Genomic DNA, 15,542 nt, shown 5'->3' on the forward strand with positions numbered 1-15,542 from the left:
AAGCATCATATCGCAACCACCTGTGAGCCGATGGACTGGTGGTTTCGATACGGCTACGCCTACTCAACCACCGGTCATTACGGAGAAAATTATGAACAGTTATAAAATCGACGAACAGCAGGTGCAGAAGTCTAACTTCGAAACGATGCCACGGCTTTTCCGTTACCTGCTTAAATATAAAAAACGGATTGCGGGAGTTTTTGCACTCATGGCATTTGGTACGGCGGTGGACCTTGTGAATCCGCTTTTGAGTGAGAGGGCCATTGACCGCTATATTATTCCGGGAAATGTTGCGGGCCTGATTCGCATTGTGGCTCTTGGCGCGACCATCAATATTCTTGCGGTGCTGGCAATTAAGCTTCGTATGCTTTTGATGGCAAAGACCAGTAACAAGGTTATTCAGGAGCTGCGGCAAGAATTGTACGACCACATTCAGAGTCTGGACCTGGCCTTTTTTGACTCACGACCATCCGGAAAGATTCTTGCGAGAATTATCGGCGACTCGAACTCGCTCAAGGATATTATTGAAAATGCCGTTACTACTTTAATTCCGAACCTTGTTACGGTTATTGCGGTAATGGTAATTATGTTCATTAAAAACTGGAAGCTGGCTCTGGCCGCCCTCTGCAGTCTGCCATTTTTGATTGGCGGAGTTTTTCTGATTTCGATTATGGCAGAAAAGCACTGGAAGGCAAAACGCCAGAAGTCTTCGAATATTAATGCCTTTATCAACGAAGACCTTTCGGGCATAAAAATCATTCAGAGCTTCCGCGCCGAGCAGGAAACCGACAAGACCTTCCAGCAGCTGGTTTGGGATGACCGCCGCGAGTTCCTTCGTGCTGTGCGCTGGTGCGACGGCTTTGGTTCCTGGATTGACTTGTGCTGGAGCGTTGGAACCATGGCCTTATATATGGTAGGAATCAAGCTGCTTGGAATTGAAGGTGTTTCCATTGGAACTTACATAGCCTTTGGAAGCTACGTGGGAATGTTCTGGCAGCCAATTTTGAACCTGAGTAATTTTTACAACCAGTTTATTAATGCGGCCAGCGGTGCTGAGCGTATCTTTGAAATTATTGATAAGCAGCCGCTAGTTACCAGCCGCGAGGATGCAGAACAGATGCCTGCAATCAAGGGAAATGTTGACTTTAAGGGCGTTACCTTCGGTTATAAGGAAGATGTAGATGTTCTTAAAAATGTTGATTTCTCTGTGACTCAGGGTGAAACAATTGCTCTTGTAGGACCTACGGGCGCCGGTAAATCTACGGTAGTTAATCTGGTGAGCCGTTTTTATGATATTAAGGACGGGGCCATCCTGATTGACGGAAAAGACATTCGTAATGTAGAGCTTGCAAGCCTGCGCACCCAGATGGGAATTATGACTCAGGACAACTATATTTTCAGCGGCACAATCCGTGAAAATATTATGTATGGCAAGCTGGATGCGAGTGAAGAAGAAATGCTGGCTGCAAGCCGCGCCGTTCACGCAGATGATTTTATCCGCGAACTGCCGGACGGCTACGACACAAAGCTCACAGCCCGCGGTGGAGAACTGAGCAACGGACAGAGACAGCTGGTTGCCTTTGCGCGTACCATGCTCAGTAACCCGCGCATTCTGATTCTGGATGAGGCAACTTCTAGTATTGATACTAAGACAGAGCTGCTTGTTCAGAAAGGAATTGCACAGATGCTCAAGGGCCGCACAAGCTTTGTAATTGCCCACCGCCTTTCAACAATTCAGAATGCCGACCGCATTTTTGTAATTGATAAAGGAGGAATCGTGGAGAGTGGCAGCCCGACAGAACTGATGAACATGAAAGGCGAATATTATAAACTTCGTCAGGCTCAATTCGCATAATGACACTGTCATTGCCGGACTTGATCCGGCAATCCAGGCATCGCGGACCTTTCTAGATTCCCGTGTCAAGCACGGGAATGACAACTTATTATCTTAAATTTGACAGTCTTGAACGGAGTTCGTAACAGCGGTTTTTGAGGTTACGGACTTCGTTGAGGCTGCTCATAATCTTTGCCGTCATATAAACATCAACAATACCGCTGTCAAAAAAGAAATCTGCAAAGGTTGCAAATCCGCTTACGTTCATGCTGTAGTCTCCGGCCATGCTTATACCGCCGAGAACACGACGAAGCTCCTGAAGCAGATAATTTACTCTGTCCATAGCGATTTTTGCATTATTAAGTTTTGAATGTTTTATAAGGTCTGTAATCAGTCCGCCGCCCAGAACATCTAAAAAGCCCCAGTTGCGGGCAGAAGAAAGCTGGCGTTCTGCCTGGTCCAGTTCTCCAATAAGCTGATTTGTAAGATTAATTGCCTGATTTACCTGAAGGTCGTTTGCCATTGTCGTCTCCAAAAAATTCTGTCATTCCGAACTTGTTTCGGAATCTCTTGTATTAGATGCTGAAACACGTTCAGCATGACTACAATTAAAGTATACTAATATTTTTGCTGAAATAAAACAAAAATGTGATAAAATATCCTTATGAATTATGATGAACTTGTAAAAACTGCAATTGAAATGACAAATATGTCTTATGTTCCCTACTCTCACTTTCATGTAGGGGCAGCTCTTCTGGATAAAAAGGGCAAGGTATGGACTGGCTGTAATATTGAAAATGCCGCTTACGGACCAAGCAACTGTGCCGAGCGTACTGCTGTATTTAAGGCAGTTAGTGAAGGTGCCCGTGAGTTTGAAGCTATTGCTGTTGTTGGCGGCCCGGAAGGCGCAGACGGTAAGGCTGAAATTAAAGACTTCTGCCCGCCGTGCGGTGTCTGCCGCCAGGTGCTGAGCGAGTTCTGCGACCGCGACTTTAAAATCATTCTTGCAAACGGCAAGGGAGAGCAGAAAGTGTTTACACTGGGCGAGCTCTTGCCGGAGAGTTTTAGTCTTTAACGGTCATTGTAAGCAGTGCCAGCAACGGTGGTTTCGATAAACCGCTTCGCGGCACTCAACCACCGAAGTGGTCGTAAGGCTTTCCGTTCAGCCAGGTCTCAAGCAGAACGTTATTCTTATACACAGCCTTGAGCGAATAAAAGGGATGATTTTCTGCCAGAAAATCGTAAAAGATTTCGTCTGCCTGCCAGTGGGGAAGCTCCTTTAATTTTGCAAGGGGAACCCATTCCAGGTCGCCTTCATCGCAGTCGCTCTTGAGCTCTCCGCTGAATTTGCGGGCACGGAAAATGTGCATGAACTCGGTGTATGCTTCAGCTTCAGAAACATCAACAAACGTAACAATTCCGCAGTACTCAAGATCGGCAGGCTCAACCACAAGACCGGTCTCTTCCCTAATCTCCCGCACGGCACAATCTTCCGGCGACTCTCCGTTTTCAAACTTGCCGCCAATTCCTATCCATTTATCTTTATTATAATCGTGCTCCTTTTTTGTACGGTGGAGCATGAGGTAAGAATTATCTTTTTCTATATAGCAGAGACTTGTATTTATAAGTGTTTTCATATTTTTAATCATATTTTTAATTTTACTATTTTTTTGGAATTCTGCATATTATATGGTATAATATTATCAATATTCAGGAGGGAATAAATGATTACGCTTAAACAGTTTTTTGTCTCGAGACAAATAAGAAGATCCTTTGGTGGCAATGACAAAAAACGCGATGCCGGACAGACCACTCCACAAGATATTTCCCGCTATGATGATATTCTTTACGGAAATGATACAAAGCTAAAAAAATGGCAGTATCTCGATGTTTACCGCCCAAAGGCTGCAGTTGAAGCCGACGCTTCCCTCAAAAAACTCCCGGTAATTATAAGCGTTCACGGTGGCGCATGGGTTTACGGTGATAAGGATAAATATCAGTGGTACTGCATGAGACTTGCACAGAGAGACTTTGCAGTAGTCAACTATTCATACCGCCTTGCACCGGAAGCAAAGTTTCCGGCTTCCCTGCAGGACACAGAAAAGGTTTTCCAATGGACTGCCGACAATGCTGCAACTTACGGTTTTGACACTTCAAATGTTTTTGCTGTAGGAGATTCTGCGGGCGGACATCTTCTTTCACTTTATACTGATGCAATTACAAACAAAGAATATGGAAAGAACTTTGATTTTATCCATGAAAAAAATCTGACCTTACGAGGCGTAGCTCTGAACTGCGGTAAATATACTCTAGACGATAAAGACCCTCAGATAAAACTTCTCCTAAGCGGCTTTATGCCAAAGGGTGGCACTAAAGAAGAGGTTGAACTTTTGAATACTGCAGCCCATGCAGACAAGAATTTTCCGCCGGCCTTTATCATGACCTGCGAAGGAGACTTCTTAAAAGCCCAGGCTCCTATTATGAAAAATGCACTTGATGCCCTTGGGGTAAAAAATGAATACCACTGCTACGGCACAGAAGGAAAGCCTTTATGGCATGTCTTCCATTGCGATCCAAAGCTTGAAGAAGCAGTAAAGTGCAACGATGATGAATGTAATTTCTTCCGTTCACTTATAAAATAAATTTTTGAGTAATAAAAATACACCTCTGGAGTGTTAAGAAATTATGAAAGTTTACTATGCAATTCTTTTTGCATTATCCCTTGTAAATGCAGGGGTATATGCTCTTATCTGGAGAAAAAGGTTTTCTGTTTTCATCACATTGACTTTTGTTTTTGTTGCAATTGCAAATCTCGGCTATGTAATAATTGCAAATTCTCAAACTGTTCCAGAAGCAATAATTGGAATTAAGATTTCATATCTTGGTGTTTTTACCCATACTTTCATTATGTATGCAATATTTAACCTTTGTAATCTGAATATAAAAAAATCCCTCAGATTAATACTGCTGGCTGTTTCCACATTTTTCTTTCTTTCCTCTCTTTCAATCGGCTCTTCATCAATTTTTTACAAGGAGCTTACCGGAGAACTCATTGGAAAAAATTTGATTTTGCATAAAAGCTATGGCATTCTTCATACCCTATATTACATACAGATTTTTATCTACACGATTATAACTATCAGCGCAACCTTTTATGCTTTTCGTAAAAAGTATGATGTTTCCCGTCATAACCTGCGTTACATGCTGGCCTGTGAAACTCTTTCTGTTCTTACCTTCTTTGTAGGAAGACTGCTTCATCTAAAAGTTGATTTGATGCCTTTATCTTATGTTATCAGCTGTCTTGTATTAATTATTATCAGTCGAAGAATTGTGCTTTATGATGTAACAGAAACTGTAATCGAAACAATTGCATTTAATGGTAAAACAGGCTTTGTTTCTTTTGATGATGGCTTTCATTATCTGGGCAGTAATCAGATTGCAAAGGATATTTTCCCGGAACTTGCAAAGCTGCACGTTGATGATTCTGCTCTTAATGATCCGGAACTTAAAAAAGAGATTATAGAAAATATTCACAAGTTTATCATCAATCCAAAACAGAATTCTTTCTTTAAGAACTTTGGCAAGCAGATTTTTCAGGTTGATATTAATAAGCTTTTTGATGGCCGTGTGAATCGCGGTTATATTCTTTACATACAAGATGATACAAAAGACCAGAAATATATTTCACTTCTAAACGGCTTTAATGATAAGCTTCGCGATGAAGTTGCTCAGAAAACTGAACACATTATTGAAATGCATGACAACCTGATAATGAGTATGGCAACCATGGTTGAAAGCCGCGACAACTCAACAGGTGGTCACATTAAGCGCACAAGCAAAGTCGTAGAAATTCTTATTTCAGAAATTCAGAAAGATAAGAGTGAAAACAGACTTCAGCTTTCTCCTGATTTCTGTCATAACATCATAAAGGCTGCTCCTATGCATGACCTTGGCAAAATTGCAGTAGATGATGCAATTCTTAGAAAACCAGGCCGTTTTACAGATGAGGAATTTGCAGTGATGAAAACCCACGCTGCAGAAGGAGCCCGTATTGTACATGAAATTTTAAAAGGCACAGATGACCTGGCCTTTCATCTGCTTGCAGAAAATATCGCCCACTATCACCATGAACGCTGGGATGGATCTGGATATCCGGAAGGCCTTAAGGGAGAAGACATTCCTCTTGAAGCCCGCATTATGGCAGTTGCAGATGTTTATGATGCTCTTGTAAGTAAAAGAGTTTATAAAGATGCAATGTCTTTTGAAAAAGCTGATTCAATTATGATGGAAAGCTTTGGAAAACATTTTGATAAAACACTTGAAAAATATTATCTTGCGGCACGACCTTTACTCGAAGCCTACTATTCAAGTGCAGAATAATTTTTCTTTACAATTCCTATAAACTCTTCAAATTGTTTGCAAGCATGCAAAGCCCTTCAACAATAGCCTCGTGCTCTTTTGGAGCAATGCGGGCATAGAGGGTATCTGGTGTGTCATCCGGCATAACAGGAACGCGCTTCTGGATAAGGATGCGGCCGGTATCACAGCCTCCATCCGCAATATGAATTGTGCAGCCGCTTTCTTTTTCACCGGCCGCAATTACGGCTTCGTGAACATGATGGCCGAACATTCCGACTCCGCCGAACTTAGGCAAGAGAGCCGGATGCAAATTGATGATTTTATTTTCGTAAACCTTGAGAATGTCACCGGCAAGTACTGTAAGACAACCGGCTTCTACAATTGCCTGGGCCCCGTATTTACGGCAAGCCTCAAGCATTGCATTTGAAACAGCAAGACGTTTAGTATCGCGGTCAGAAGCCTTTGCTGCCTCTTCGCCCATAACAGCGTATGGAGAACAGATTGCAGTCGGGATTCCGGCCTTAGCGGCACGCTCCAGAGCAAAGGCTTTTTTTGAATCAGAAATTACACAGACAATCTCGTAAGGACATTCAGCCCCAGCCTGAGCCTGCGCAGCCTGATAATCAATCAGAGCCTGAAGGTTTGTACCGCCACCACTAACTAAAACCGCTGTCTTCAACATGGCCTAGTCCTCGAACAGTACAGCGTCGCGCTGGCTCTTTACTTCGCCCTTAGCGTATTCTACACGGCCAATCTTGTAAGCCTTCATATCAGGACAGTAGTCCTTGTGATATTTATGAGCATTAGCGTTGAACATTTCAAGAACAGCATCAGCTTCTTTTGCATTAACAGCAAGAACAAAACCGATACCCATATTGAAAGTATTATAAACGTTATCAAAATCAGCACCACGGCGAATGAGCTCACCAAATACAGGAGGAATATCCCAGCTTGCTCTCTTGATTACAGAAATCAGCTGCTTCTTTCCTTCCTTTGCCTTTGGATACATACGTGGAATATTTTCAAAGAATCCGCCGCCAGTTACGTGAACCATACCGTGGATAGCCTTGCGGTATTTTCCAAGAACTTCCATAACAGGCTTAACGTAAATACGGGTTGGTGTGAGAAGAACTTCACCAATTGTTTTACCAGTATCAGTTCCGTTTACAATGAAAGGATCATTTACATTTGGAACAAGCTTACGAACAAGGCTGAAACCGTTTGAGTGAACACCAGTAGAAGACAAACCAATAAGAACATCTCCTTCCTTTATATCCTCGCCGGTAATCATATCTTTCTTTTCACCAACACCAACACCAAAGCCGGCAAGGTCATATTTTCCAACATCATAGAAGCCAGGCATCTCAGCAGTCTCACCACCAAGAAGAGCACAACCAGTATCAACACATCCGTCTGCAACACCCTTTACAAGTTCAGCCGCAACATCAGCATCGAGCTTACCGCAGGCAACATAATCAAGGAAGAAAAGAGTCTGAACACCAGAGCAGAGAATATCGTTTACGCTCATTGCAACACAGTCAATACCAACAGTGTCATACTTCTTCATCTGGAAAGCAACATCAAGCTTAGTTCCAACACCATCAGTTCCGCTTACCATAACAGGATTCTTAATTCCCTTAGGCACTTCAAACATACCGTTAAAACTTCCCAAGCCAGTCAAAAGCCCTGGAATAACAGTTCTCTTTACCTGTTCCTTGTACTTATCTACCGCGCGGTAACCTTCTTCTACGTCAACACCAGACTCTTTGTAGTTTGCCATGTTTTGCTTGCTCCTTAAAATTTTACGTCTATACCAGATGCTGCAGCGTCATCTGCCAGCTTCTTTCTAAAATCTTTTAATTTCTGTGAAAGTTCTTTGTCATTAAGTGCTAAAATCTGCAGCGCAAGATAAGCCGCATTCTTAGCAGAATTAATACCAACAGTTGCAACCGGAATCTGTGGCGGCATCTGAACAATGCTCAAAAGTGCATCCATACCACCAAGTCCGTTAGACTTATCGCTTACACACTCGAGTGGAACACCAATTACAGGCAATGTTGTAATACCTGCTATAACTCCAGGGAGTGCAGCCGCAAGACCGGCACCGGCAATAATAACCTGACATCCGTCTTTTTCAACTTCTTCAACTGTCTGCTTGAGTAAAGCCCCGGCTCTGTGGGCAGAAATGATATAAGCCTTGTAGTCAACGCCGAACTCTGTAAGAATGTCGGCCGCCTTTTTCATAGTGTCTTTATCAGACTTAGACCCGAAAAAAATCGCAACTTTCATAGTAGAGTTATACCATAAAAAATCTTTCGTCACAATATGGGTGAAAGAAAACTCACGGTGATGTGAAAAATCTAATGGGCGGAGCGGGCGGGAGGTGCGGGCTGCCTCTTGAAGCTTTTGGCGCTTAGCCATAAAAAATAAAAAATCACTTTTCAAAGAAAAGTGATTTTTTATATCCCAAAAAGCTGAAAGCGAGCATGCCCGTGCCTAACGCCAGCGGGAGCCCATTAGATTTTTCAAAAGTAACGTTATTCTTTCACCTGATACTGTAATAAAAGAATACGCAGTTCTTCGATGTTAGAAACGTTGAAAATCTTGAAAACTTCTGCGAAGATTTTTTTTACTGTAGAAATGCTGACGAAGTATTTTTCGCTGATTTCTTTGTAGCTTAACTTGTTGTGAATGTTTTCAATTACGAAGTTGCGCTGGCGTTCGTTCAGGTTGTAATCAGAAAGACTGATTGTTGAGCCTGCAGGCTTTCCAATAATCGTATTATTATCACGGACATTCTGAGGGAAGAGGCAGGAAAGTTTTGCCTTAAGTGCATAATAAATCCAGATATAAAATGCAAAACAGAAAACTGAATAACTGATATTAATCAGCATGTAAATTGTTCCATGAGTATATGAAAGTACAATTGTAATAAGATGCAGTAAAAAGAGTATGAAAATCTTTTTACGTGGTTTATTTTTTACCAGATCTTTACAAAGGATAAGAATGAGGGCTGCATAAAAGAAAAAGATTCCAAGCTGCTCATAATGAGTCAGAATTGTCAGCTCACTTTCAAGCAGAAAAATTGCAATCATAAAATATAAGTTCTTAGTTATAAGAAGAACAATTGCGAGACCGACACATAAAAAATGTACAACAGGAATAACTATATTAGTAGGAGCTATTTTTTCAATAATTGATTTAGGATCGCCGTTCAGCAAAACACTGATTATACCGGCAATAAGTAAAAATACGAGTCCCACAACAGCAACAACTCTCTCCGAGCTGATTCTGTTTCTATTCATAGTTCTTCAATTATAACATATAAATCGTTTTTTTACCAATAACTATTTGCTTTTAAAATAACCCTGGTTATAACCAGAGTTATTTTATGATTTCTGCAATACGGGCACAGGCATTTTCTCCATCCATTGCACTTGAAACAATTCCACCTGAATAACCCGAGCCTTCTCCTGCCGGATATAAACCACCTATGGCATTACACTCATAAGTTTCCTTATCGCGGAGGATGCGGACCGGCGTACTTGTACGGGTTTCCGGCGCAATCATAAGGGCCTCGTCGCTTATAAAACCATGCATGCTCTGGTCTATCTGCTTAAAGCCTTTTTTAAGACGTTCGCTGATGTGAGACGGGAGCCAGCTTCCGAGTTCAGAAGACACAAGTCCTGGAGTATAACTTGATGCAGGCAAATCAGCTGATTTACGGCCGGCAAGAAAATCTGTAAGGCGCTGGGCAGGAGCCGCCTGGCCATTACCGTTTTCAAAGGCAAGTTTTTCTATTTCGCGACGGAAGAAAAGCCCCGCCAGTTGAGGACAGCCAGCTTTTTCAGCCGCAGCCTTAAAGCTTTCCGGAATATCTTCCGGTCTTATTTCTACTACGATTGCCGCATTAGACCATTTAGAATTACGGGCAGCAGCAGACATACCGTTTACAACAATTTCATCCGGCCCCGAAGAAGAAGGAACAACAAAGCCTCCCGGACACATACAGAAAGAATAAACTCCGCGGCCATCTACCTGGGTGGTTACCCTATACTCCGCAGCACCAAGGCCCGCCTCTGCTCCCCTGCCGTGATATTGAATAGAATCTATTAAACTGCGGGGATGCTCCACACGAACCCCAGCTGCAAATGTTTTTGCCTCAAGTGAGTCTGGTGCAAGTTTTGCAAGCATTTTGTATATATCCGTAGCAGAATGTCCTGTAGCAAGAAGTACCGCTTTTCCATAAAAACAGCCCTTCTCTCCACTTTCTACATTCTGAGTTTCCACACCTTTTACACAAAGCTTTCCATCCTTAGATTCTGTAACAAGAGCCGTAACCCTTTCGTTAAAATGAAATTCCCCGCCAAGCTCGATAATCTTATCCCGCATAGCATTTATTACCTGAGGCAGGCGGTCTGTTCCAATATGAGGATGAGCATCTGTAAGGATTTTTTCATCTGCACCAAAATAATTAAAAATACGGAGAATGCTGCCTATATCTCCCCGCTTATTGCTGCGGGTATAAAGCTTTCCGTCAGAAAAAGTTCCGGCTCCGCCCTCTCCAAAACAGTAATTTGAATCACCATTTACCTGGCCTCGGGTACTTATTAAGGCAATATCTTTTCTGCGCTGGCTGGTCTGAGTACCACGCTCAATAATTACCGGTTTAATACCGCTTTCCAGAAGCTTGAGGGCACCAAAAAGGCCGGCAGGTCCTGCCCCTACAATTATTACCGTTCGCTCCGGCCCCGCCCCTGCGCAAGATTTCCATAATGGATTCCATTCACCTGCACTATCCGGCTTCTCACCAATATAAACCTTATAGCGTAAATGCAGCTTAAGCTGACCGTGTCGGGCATCTATAGATTTTTTTACAAAAACAGTTTCAAATTGACTGTCTTTTATATGATTTTTTTTGAGTTCTTTTCGGATAAGATTATCACGCAGGGCGGAGTTTTTCTCATCCCGTGCTTCGACTGTAATTGTTATTTCTTTGATCATCAGGGATAGTATAATAAATTCACCGGTGGTTGAGTAGTCCAGAGGACGTATCGAAACCACATAATTCAATGCTTTCTATAACTTGTGGTTTCGATACGGCTGCGCCTACTCAACCACCGTGTTTCAGAGCAAAAAAAAAGTTCTCGAACTGTATTCTCTCCATCTACAGTCCAAGAACTCTCTCACCGATCATAAACCGGCTCTCCGTGTAAACTCTCTTCTTAGCAACGCTTCTATGAATAGATAATGCTAATGTCTTTTTAATAAGTAACTTTCTTAACTTCATACTTTTTAACTTTACTTTAACTTTAATTTATATTTATAACATACAGTGAAAAAAGACTGTCGTCAATAACTTTTATAACGAATTAACCTTGGTTATTGAAAAATAACCTTGGTTACAGAAAGTGTGCTGATTCTGTGTTACTTTTTAGCGTTACAAAAGAGATTTTTAAGACTTTTTTAGAGAATTTTTCAAGTATTCCTACAAGATCGACTTAAAAAACTGCTGTAATCTTTCACTTTTTGGATGCTGGAAGATTTCATCCGGGCTGCCTTCTTCCTCTATATAACCTTCGTTCATAAACAAAACGCGGTCTGCAACCTCTCGGGCAAAGCCCATTTCGTGAGTTACTACAACCATTGTCATTCCTTCACGGGCAAGATCCTTCATAACTTCAAGAACCTCACCTACCATTTCAGGGTCAAGTGCTGATGTAGGTTCATCAAAGAGCATTACATCCGGATGCATAGCCAGTGAACGAACAATCGCAATTCTCTGTTTCTGACCACCACTTAAGGTAGAGGGATATACATTTGCCTTATCTGGAAGACCGATGCGCTCAAGCAGTTCCATAGCTTCTTTTTCAGCTTCTTCCTGACTTTTAAGTTTAAGAGTTACCGGTGCAAGTGTAATATTCTGTAAAACTGTAAGATGAGGAAAGAGATTAAAATGCTGGAAAACCATTCCCATTTTCTGGCGGCAAAGATCCAGATTGGTCTTAGGGTCTGTTAAATCGTTTCCTTCAAAAAGAATCTGTCCTCCATCAGGAGTTTCCAGACGGTTGAGACAGCGGAGGAAGGTTGATTTTCCGGAGCCGGAAGGTCCGATTATAACAATCTTTTCACCCTTCTGAATATTTATAGAAACGTCTTTTAATACGTGGAGATTTCCAAAACTGATTTTAAGATTCTTAACTTCTATCACTTTTTGCCATCCTTTTTTCTAATCTGCCGAAAAGCTTTGTAAGACCAACCGTCAGAATGAGATAAATTGCTGCACAGGTAAGCAGTGGAATCCAGGCGTTGTAGGTTGCGTTACGAATCATATCGCCGGCTTTTGTCATATCCATTACGGCAATAAAACTTGCAACGGAGGTTTCCTTTATCAATACAATGAACTCGCTTGTGTAAGTTGGAAGAACGGCCTTTACTGCCTGAGGAAGGACAATCTTAAAAATTGTCTGCCACTGGGAAAGGCCAAGAGAACGGCCTGCTTCTGTCTGGCCCGGGTCTATTCCCTGAATACCTGCACGGAAAATCTCTGTACAGTAAGCACCAGAGTTAAAACCATATGCAAGAATTGCAACAAGAAGACGATTCAATCCCAAAGGAGCAAAGATTACAAAATAAAAAATCATGAGCTGGGTTGCGAGAGGAATACCGCGAAGAACTGTTGTATAAAGCTCGGCAATGGCTTTTAAAATCTTGTTGCCTGAAATCTTCATTAAGGCAAAAATAAAACCAAGCACTGTACCAATTAAAACTGCACAGATAGCGATTAAAAGTGTATTCCCAAGTCCGCGAACAATAAGCATGTATCGTTCACCAGCTATCATTGTATCAATAAAAGATTGAATCATATAATTCCTTTAAAAAATAAAAAACGGCAACGACAAAATATCGCCACCGTTTTCAAAAATTGGCTTTATTTGCGAACGATAATAACCTGCTCAGACTCGAAATAAGTCTCAGAGAAATCTACGTTCTTTTTGCGTTCTTCGTTTACAGACATACCAGCTGCAATGAAGTCGATTGTACCAGACTGCAAAGCTGGAATAAGGCTGTCAAATGCCATATCAACAACTTCGAGCTTCATACCGGCATTCTTTGCAATAATCTGTCCCATTGTAATATCAAAACCTACAATGTTCTTTCCTTCAACATATTCAAATGGAGGGAATGCAGCGTTTGTTCCAAGCTTTACAACCTTTGAACCATCAGCAGCCACATTTGCAGGAATTGTAATTTTTCCATCAACAGGCATAAAAGCGTTTACGAGTTTTTCATACTCTCCGCTCTCTTTCATACTTGCAATAGTATTATTAATAGAAGAAAGGAGTTCTGCATTTCCTTTCTTTACTGCAATAGCGTATGCTTCTTTGTTATTTGTGAATATAGAATCACGGATAATCTGTAATTCTGGATTGCGTTCTACAATTGCTTTTGCAGGAAGTTCATCAAGAATAACAGCATCGATTGCACGATTCTTAAGATCGAGAGCGGCATCCATACCTGTTTTGAATGAAGAAAGCTGTACATCAGCTACATTATCCTGTACCCAGGCTTCACCTGTTGTTCCTGCCTGAACACCAATCTTTTTTCCTGCAAGATCAGCAACAGAATTAATTTCTACTTTTGATTTAGAGCATGCAGTAAAAGCAAAAACAGCTGCGAGAGCTGCGGTAATTATCATTGATTTTTTCATAAAAAACACCTCTTATGCATTAATATACATTTTTTTGTATATTTATTCAATATTTATGCAAGACCAAAAGTCCTATTGCTCCCGTGAAAAAAAGCACGAAGCCAACGGGGATGATGTTGTCTTCGCACTTTTTTTCACTCCGCAAGAGGACTTTTGGTCAAGTATATATAAACAAATGTATATTAATCTTTTCTACGGAAAAATCTATCACCATTCTCGGCCAGAATTACTGCCAGGAAAATCAATGAACAGCCGAAGAACATTTTTAATGTGAAGGCCTCGTGCAGGAAGATTGTACTGAAGAGAATGCCGAAAACTGACTCAAAGCTTAAAAAGAGAGATGCTATTGATGACTGTACATATTTAAGACCTATGTTCTGCAGACTGAAGCCTACCATTGTGCTCAAAAGGCCCAGGTATAGCATTGAGAGCACTACTCTGCCGCTAAAGGCGGTTGCCATAGGAAAGGCGCCGTCGAAAAATGGAGCACTTACCCAGCCGGCAATGGCAGTAAAAATAAACTGCAGCAGAGTCAGAAAAAGAGGATCTCCGCCCTTTTTATTAAATCTTTCTGTAAAGATGATGTGAAGGGCAAAAAATATTCCGCATATCAAAGTTAGTACATCACCAATATTAAATCCCTTATCATCAGAACCAAGAGCAAGAAGTCCTATTCCTGTAAGTGACATAATGGCTGCAATAAAGACATAAAAACGTGGACGTTTTTTAAAAAGCAGCCAGGTCAAAAGAGGAATCATAATTACATAGAAGGTTGTAAGAAAGGCATTTTTTCCGGCGGTGGTGTAATCGCAGCCCACTGTCTGACTTGCGTAGGCCAGAAATAAAAAGAGGCCGGTAAAGGCTCCCTGCTTTATATATTCGCGGTTAAGCAGCTTCCATTTTTTTATAAAAATCAGGGACATAACTACCGCCGCAATTGTGTAACGGTAGGCAATCATATAAAAGGCCCCGATATAATCGAGGCTGTCTTTTACAATAACGAAGGAAAAGCCCCAGATTGTGGCCGCAAGGAGCAGCCCCGCACTGGCAGCTATTGAAGTAAATTTTGCATTCATACCTGCATTATATCTTAGAAGAGATAATTTGTGTATGCAGATTTTCCAGGAGATTTGCAGCTTCCTGCAGTTTATGAGCAGTGTTGTTTACAGTTCCTGTAGAATTTGAGAAGTTTTCAATTCCCGAAGAAATCTGGCGGACTGTTGCAACAATCTGGTCGAAGGCTGCAGACTGCTGGTGAATAATCTCTTTAATCTGATTTGCTGATTCAACGGTAATTTCAGAAGAGCTCTGAATGTCGCTGAACTTTTCCTTAAGCTTTTCTGAAAGCTCCAGACCTTCGCGGATTTTTTCAGTTCCGGACTCTGAGGTAATAATCAGGTTATCAGAAGAATGCTGAATCTCAGTAATGCGTTCCTTAATCTGATCTACAGACTTTGTAATTCCGGCAGCAAGACGGCGAACCTCATTAGCAACAATATGGAAGTTCTTTCCGCTGTCTCCTGCACTTGAAGCTTCAAGCTCTGCGTTAGTTGTTATGATTAAATAATCCGAGAAAAAGTTGTACTCTGAGTTGACGGACTTGGAGAGCCGGTGGAAGGCAGGCATTGCCTAGGGAGA

The 15,542-nt window shown here is 41.7% G+C and carries 16 protein-coding genes; 4 read left to right on the forward strand and 12 right to left on the reverse strand.

Annotation, left to right across the window (positions count from 1 at the left end; translation table 11 throughout):
• Positions 1 to 91 precede the first annotated feature (91 nt).
• Complete coding sequence (locus G626_RS0113630) at positions 92 to 1,855, forward strand: ABC transporter ATP-binding protein (RefSeq protein WP_022933344.1); 1,764 nt, start codon at positions 92 to 94, stop codon at positions 1,853 to 1,855.
• A gap of 88 nt (positions 1,856 to 1,943) precedes the next feature.
• Here G626_RS0113630 and G626_RS0113635 read toward each other — a convergent pair whose 3' ends face one another.
• Positions 1,944 to 2,357 (reverse strand): hypothetical protein, encoded by a 414-nt coding sequence (locus tag G626_RS0113635; RefSeq protein ID WP_022933345.1) that lies wholly within the window; start codon positions 2,355 to 2,357, stop codon positions 1,944 to 1,946.
• 141 nt (positions 2,358 to 2,498) lie between these two features.
• On the opposite strand from G626_RS0113635, the gene G626_RS0113640 reads away from it, so the two are divergent.
• Positions 2,499 to 2,909, forward strand: a complete 411-nt coding sequence (locus G626_RS0113640; RefSeq protein ID WP_022933346.1) for a cytidine deaminase — start codon at positions 2,499 to 2,501, stop codon at positions 2,907 to 2,909.
• A 55-nt stretch (positions 2,910 to 2,964) separates the two neighbouring features.
• Here G626_RS0113640 and G626_RS0113645 read toward each other — a convergent pair whose 3' ends face one another.
• Positions 2,965 to 3,471, reverse strand: coding sequence for an NUDIX hydrolase (locus G626_RS0113645; protein WP_033421906.1), 507 nt, complete (start codon positions 3,469 to 3,471; stop codon positions 2,965 to 2,967).
• 87 nt (positions 3,472 to 3,558) lie between these two features.
• Between G626_RS0113645 and G626_RS0113650 the strand changes: the two genes are divergently transcribed.
• Complete coding sequence (locus G626_RS0113650; RefSeq protein WP_022933348.1) at positions 3,559 to 4,476, forward strand: alpha/beta hydrolase; 918 nt, start codon at positions 3,559 to 3,561, stop codon at positions 4,474 to 4,476.
• 43 nt (positions 4,477 to 4,519) lie between these two features.
• Positions 4,520 to 6,214, forward strand: a complete 1,695-nt coding sequence (locus G626_RS17740) for an HD domain-containing phosphohydrolase (protein ID WP_022933349.1) — start codon at positions 4,520 to 4,522, stop codon at positions 6,212 to 6,214.
• A gap of 16 nt (positions 6,215 to 6,230) precedes the next feature.
• Here the strand turns inward: G626_RS17740 and purN are convergent, their stop codons facing one another.
• The 10 genes from purN to G626_RS0113705 form a co-directional block, all read right to left on the reverse strand.
• Entirely contained in the window at positions 6,231 to 6,875 is a 645-nt protein-coding gene (gene purN / locus G626_RS0113660; RefSeq protein WP_022933350.1) for a phosphoribosylglycinamide formyltransferase, read from the reverse strand.
• A 3-nt stretch (positions 6,876 to 6,878) separates the two neighbouring features.
• A complete protein-coding gene (gene purM, locus G626_RS16835) occupies positions 6,879 to 7,973 on the reverse strand; it encodes a phosphoribosylformylglycinamidine cyclo-ligase (protein WP_022933351.1) in 1,095 nt (364 codons plus the stop codon).
• Positions 7,974 to 7,987: 14 nt separating this feature from the next.
• Entirely contained in the window at positions 7,988 to 8,482 is a 495-nt protein-coding gene (purE, locus tag G626_RS0113670; RefSeq protein ID WP_027727208.1) for a 5-(carboxyamino)imidazole ribonucleotide mutase, read from the reverse strand.
• Positions 8,483 to 8,730: 248 nt separating this feature from the next.
• Positions 8,731 to 9,498 carry a helix-turn-helix transcriptional regulator gene (locus tag G626_RS17745; RefSeq protein ID WP_022933353.1) on the reverse strand — a complete coding sequence of 256 codons (768 nt, stop codon included), beginning with the start codon at positions 9,496 to 9,498 and terminating at the stop codon, positions 8,731 to 8,733.
• 79 nt (positions 9,499 to 9,577) lie between these two features.
• Complete coding sequence (locus G626_RS0113680; RefSeq protein ID WP_022933354.1) at positions 9,578 to 11,197, reverse strand: NAD(P)/FAD-dependent oxidoreductase; 1,620 nt, start codon at positions 11,195 to 11,197, stop codon at positions 9,578 to 9,580.
• Between the two features lie 484 nt (positions 11,198 to 11,681).
• On the reverse strand, positions 11,682 to 12,404 hold the full coding sequence (locus G626_RS0113685) for an amino acid ABC transporter ATP-binding protein (protein ID WP_022933355.1): 723 nt from the start codon (positions 12,402 to 12,404) through the stop codon (positions 11,682 to 11,684).
• On the reverse strand, positions 12,391 to 13,059 hold the full coding sequence (locus G626_RS0113690; RefSeq protein ID WP_027727209.1) for an amino acid ABC transporter permease: 669 nt from the start codon (positions 13,057 to 13,059) through the stop codon (positions 12,391 to 12,393). Before G626_RS0113690 ends, G626_RS0113685 begins: the two co-directional genes overlap by 14 nt.
• A 65-nt stretch (positions 13,060 to 13,124) precedes the next feature.
• The gene (locus G626_RS0113695) at positions 13,125 to 13,904 is read right to left on the reverse strand and encodes a transporter substrate-binding domain-containing protein (protein WP_027727210.1); all 780 of its coding nucleotides are present in this window, start codon (positions 13,902 to 13,904) and stop codon (positions 13,125 to 13,127) included.
• A 182-nt stretch (positions 13,905 to 14,086) separates the two neighbouring features.
• Entirely contained in the window at positions 14,087 to 14,980 is an 894-nt protein-coding gene (locus tag G626_RS0113700) for a DMT family transporter (protein ID WP_022933356.1), read from the reverse strand.
• 7 nt (positions 14,981 to 14,987) lie between these two features.
• Positions 14,988 to 15,530, reverse strand: a complete 543-nt coding sequence (locus tag G626_RS0113705; protein WP_022933357.1) for a methyl-accepting chemotaxis protein — start codon at positions 15,528 to 15,530, stop codon at positions 14,988 to 14,990.
• Between the last annotated feature and the right edge of the window lie 12 nt (positions 15,531 to 15,542).

Origin of the sequence: Treponema bryantii NK4A124, from assembly GCF_000421345.1 — a bacterium.
GTDB lineage: Bacteria > Spirochaetota > Spirochaetia > Treponematales > Treponemataceae > Treponema_D > Treponema_D bryantii_B.

Bases quoted from the DNA above. Each gene is read 5' to 3' on its own strand.
- G626_RS0113700 (WP_022933356.1), bottom strand. From the start codon at position 14,980: ATGAATGCAAAATTTACTTCAATAGCTGCCAGTGCGGGGCTGCTCCTT.
- G626_RS0113680 (WP_022933354.1), bottom strand. From the start codon at position 11,197: ATGATCAAAGAAATAACAATTACAGTCGAAGCACGGGATGAGAAAAAC.
- G626_RS17745 (WP_022933353.1), bottom strand. From the start codon at position 9,498: ATGAATAGAAACAGAATCAGCTCGGAGAGAGTTGTTGCTGTTGTGGGA.
- G626_RS0113650 (WP_022933348.1), top strand. From the start codon at position 3,559: ATGATTACGCTTAAACAGTTTTTTGTCTCGAGACAAATAAGAAGATCC.
- purE (WP_027727208.1), bottom strand. From the start codon at position 8,482: ATGAAAGTTGCGATTTTTTTCGGGTCTAAGTCTGATAAAGACACTATG.
- G626_RS0113630 (WP_022933344.1), top strand. From the start codon at position 92: ATGAACAGTTATAAAATCGACGAACAGCAGGTGCAGAAGTCTAACTTC.
- G626_RS0113705 (WP_022933357.1), bottom strand. From the start codon at position 15,530: ATGCCTGCCTTCCACCGGCTCTCCAAGTCCGTCAACTCAGAGTACAAC.
- G626_RS17740 (WP_022933349.1), top strand. From the start codon at position 4,520: ATGAAAGTTTACTATGCAATTCTTTTTGCATTATCCCTTGTAAATGCA.
- G626_RS0113690 (WP_027727209.1), bottom strand. From the start codon at position 13,059: ATGATTCAATCTTTTATTGATACAATGATAGCTGGTGAACGATACATG.
- purM (WP_022933351.1), bottom strand. From the start codon at position 7,973: ATGGCAAACTACAAAGAGTCTGGTGTTGACGTAGAAGAAGGTTACCGC.
- purN (WP_022933350.1), bottom strand. From the start codon at position 6,875: ATGTTGAAGACAGCGGTTTTAGTTAGTGGTGGCGGTACAAACCTTCAG.
- G626_RS0113695 (WP_027727210.1), bottom strand. From the start codon at position 13,904: ATGAAAAAATCAATGATAATTACCGCAGCTCTCGCAGCTGTTTTTGCT.
- G626_RS0113645 (WP_033421906.1), bottom strand. From the start codon at position 3,471: ATGAAAACACTTATAAATACAAGTCTCTGCTATATAGAAAAAGATAAT.
- G626_RS0113640 (WP_022933346.1), top strand. From the start codon at position 2,499: ATGAATTATGATGAACTTGTAAAAACTGCAATTGAAATGACAAATATG.
- G626_RS0113635 (WP_022933345.1), bottom strand. From the start codon at position 2,357: ATGGCAAACGACCTTCAGGTAAATCAGGCAATTAATCTTACAAATCAG.